Source organism: Spirillospora sp. NPDC046719, assembly GCF_040645715.1.
Taxonomy (GTDB): domain Bacteria; phylum Actinomycetota; class Actinomycetes; order Streptosporangiales; family Streptosporangiaceae; genus Spirillospora.
Genome location: NZ_JBEYYT010000824.1, coordinates 1 through 1,997, shown reverse-complemented (window position 1 = coordinate 1,997; position 1,997 = coordinate 1). Strand labels below are relative to the sequence as shown.

Below are 1,997 nucleotides of genomic sequence, written 5' to 3'. Positions count from 1 at the left end.
CGCGGGCGGCGCCGCCGGCGTCGGCGGGGTCGGCCAGCACGACGTCGAGCCGGTCGCCGATGGAGGCCTTGAGCGCGTCGGGGGTGCCTTCGGCGATGACGCGTCCGTGGTCGATGACGACGACGTCGTCGGCGAGCCGGTCGGCCTCCTCCAGGTACTGGGTGGTGAGCAGGACGGTGGTGCCGTCGGCGACCAGGCCGCGGACGGCGTCCCAGATCTCGCCGCGGCTGCGCGGGTCCAGGCCGGTGGTGGGCTCGTCGAGGAACAGCACCCGGGGCCGCAGGATCAGGCTGGTGATCAGGTCGAGGCGGCGGCGCATGCCGCCGGAGTAGCCCTGCACCTGCCGGTCGGCGGCGTCCATCAGGCCGAAGCGCTCCAGCAGCTCGTCGGCGCGGCGGTGGGCCTCGCGGCGGGGCAGGTGGTAGAGGCGGCCGAACATGCGCAGGTTGCCGCGTCCGGTGAGCTTCTCGTCGACGGCGGCGTACTGGCCGGCGAGGCCGATGGCGGCGCGGACCCGGTCGGGTTCGGCGGCGACGTCGTGGCCGGCGACGCGGGCGCGGCCGGAGTCGGCGTCGGCGAGGGTGGCCAGGATCCGCACGGCGGTGGTCTTCCCGGCGCCGTTGGGGCCGAGCAGGCCGCAGACGGTGCCGGGGGCGACGGCCAGGTCGAGGCCGTCCAGGGCCTTGGTGTCGCCGTAGCGCTTGTGCAGCGCCTCGGCGGACACGATCGGTTCGTCCGGCATCATCGCCTCCATTGGGTACGCCGTACGCGGTGGACTGCCGTCAGGCTAGACAACCGAGTACGATGTACGCAACTAGAATCGCGACAGGGACCGGACGGGTCCCGGGAAGCGGTGGAGGGAGCACGGTGGCGGACGTCGAGGCGGTCAGCATCTTCGCGGTCCCCGAACGGCAGGGCCGGGGCCCGAGACCCGCCTACAGCCGCGCGCAGATCACCGAGGCGGCGGTGCGGATCGCCGACGCCGACGGGCTGGAGGCGGCGTCGATGCGGCGGATCGCGGCCGAGCTCGGCACCGGCGCGATGTCGCTGTACCGCTACGTCCCCTCGCGCGACGACCTCATCGAGCTGATGTACGACCACGTCGTCGGCACCCTGGAGATCCCGGACCGGCCGACCGGCGACTGGCGCGCCGACCTGCGGCTGGTCGCCCGCAACACCCGGGAGATGTGGCTGGCGCACCCGTGGGTGGCCGACCTGCACCGCGCCCGCCCGACGTTCGGCCCCAACCAGCTGCGGATCACCGAGTTCGGCTTCGGCGCCCTGGACGTCGGCATCCCGGTCGACGACATCATCACGCTGATGAACATGCTGAACGGCTACGTCGTCATGACGGTCCGCGCGGAGATCGAGTGGGAGCGCGAGCGGCGCCGCAGCGGGCTGACCATGCAGGACTGGATGCGCCAGAGCTCCCCTTACGTCCACCAGCTGCTCGACAGCGGCCAGCACCCGATGTTCGAGCGCGTGGTGAGGGACGCCGCGCTGCCGCACATGGACCCCGAGGCGCAGTTCGCCTACGGCCTGGAGCGCGTCCTGGACTGCATCGCCTCCTGCCTGTGACGCTCGCCCGCGCGGCGTTGGCTGCGGGGCGCAGGCCGCGTCAGGGCAGGAGGTAGGCGCCGGACCGCAGCCCGTCGGCGACGGCCCGCGCGGTCTGCTCGGGGGTGAGGGCGGCGGAGTCCAGGACGCGGGTCTCGTGGTCGCCGAGGTCGGCGAACTCCTCGAACATCCGCAGGACCGGCCCGGGCTCGGTGAGCGCGCCGGGCCCGCGCGCGGGGGCGCGCGCGAGCACGGTGTCGCGGTCCGGGCGCAGCACCACGTAGTGCAGGGGGACGCCGGCGCCGGCGGCGGCGTCGCGGAAGGGGCGCAGGAACCACGGCCCGACGACCCCGTCGAACACCACGTGGTAGCCGCCGGCGGCGTATCCGGCGGCCGCCGCGGCCTGCACGGCGACGACGGTCTCGTTCTGCCGGTGCGCC

Annotated in this window: 3 protein-coding genes; 1 reads left to right on the top strand and 2 read right to left on the bottom strand. The window is 74.3% G+C overall.

The window, feature by feature from the left end:
• Nucleotides 1-742: ABC transporter ATP-binding protein (locus ABZ914_RS50665; protein WP_500201723.1), on the bottom strand; the 742-nt coding region annotated here is incomplete at its 3' end.
• A 125-nt stretch (nt 743-867) separates the two neighbouring features.
• Between ABZ914_RS50665 and ABZ914_RS50660 the strand changes: the two genes are divergently transcribed.
• Nucleotides 868-1,578, top strand: a complete 711-nt coding sequence (locus ABZ914_RS50660) for a TetR/AcrR family transcriptional regulator (protein WP_500201722.1) — start codon at nt 868-870, stop codon at nt 1,576-1,578.
• A 40-nt stretch (nt 1,579-1,618) separates the two neighbouring features.
• Here the strand turns inward: ABZ914_RS50660 and ABZ914_RS50655 are convergent.
• On the bottom strand, nt 1,619-1,997 hold a 379-nt coding region (locus ABZ914_RS50655), incomplete at its 5' end, for a hypothetical protein (RefSeq protein WP_500201721.1).